The sequence below is a fragment of the Pseudoalteromonas sp. A601 genome, from assembly GCF_002165575.1.
Lineage (GTDB): Bacteria > Pseudomonadota > Gammaproteobacteria > Enterobacterales > Alteromonadaceae > Pseudoalteromonas.
The window spans coordinates 1-413 of record NZ_MXQF01000038.1 but is presented as its reverse complement, the minus strand read 5'-3'; the positions used below and the strand labels follow the sequence as shown (position 1 = coordinate 413).

Sequence of the window (413 nt, the reverse complement as noted above, 5' to 3'; positions counted from 1 at the left end):
TGAGAATAACCAGTTTTTTCGCCCTATTACGAACGGTTTTATGGCTCGCTCTGCACGGTTATTATCAATACTGAGCCTGCCATCATCGAGGTAACGCCGAAATTTCTCAAACTGATTTATCGCATAGGTAATTGCTTTACCTAGCGCCATTTGGGGAGGGATTTTATCTTTGTGTTTGAGTAACCATTGATACAATTCATCAACGATTGGTTTGGCTTTTCTCTGCCTAATGGTGAATTTTTCATCGGCCAGCTTACCTTTGATGGCTTGCTCAATACCATAGAGTTTGCGAATAAGGTTAAGTGCTACATCCGCTTTAACGGTTTTTTTATTATTGCCTTTGGCCTCGATGAACTTACGGCGTATATGGGCTAGGCACGCAACCAGTGTTGCATTCGTTTGCTCGTAAGCCT

At 42.4% G+C, this 413-nt stretch carries 1 protein-coding gene; it reads right to left on the bottom strand.

The features are described from left to right. Window positions 1-413 (bottom strand): transposase (locus B5G52_RS19340; protein WP_140394353.1); only part of this gene is annotated, 413 nt, incomplete at both ends.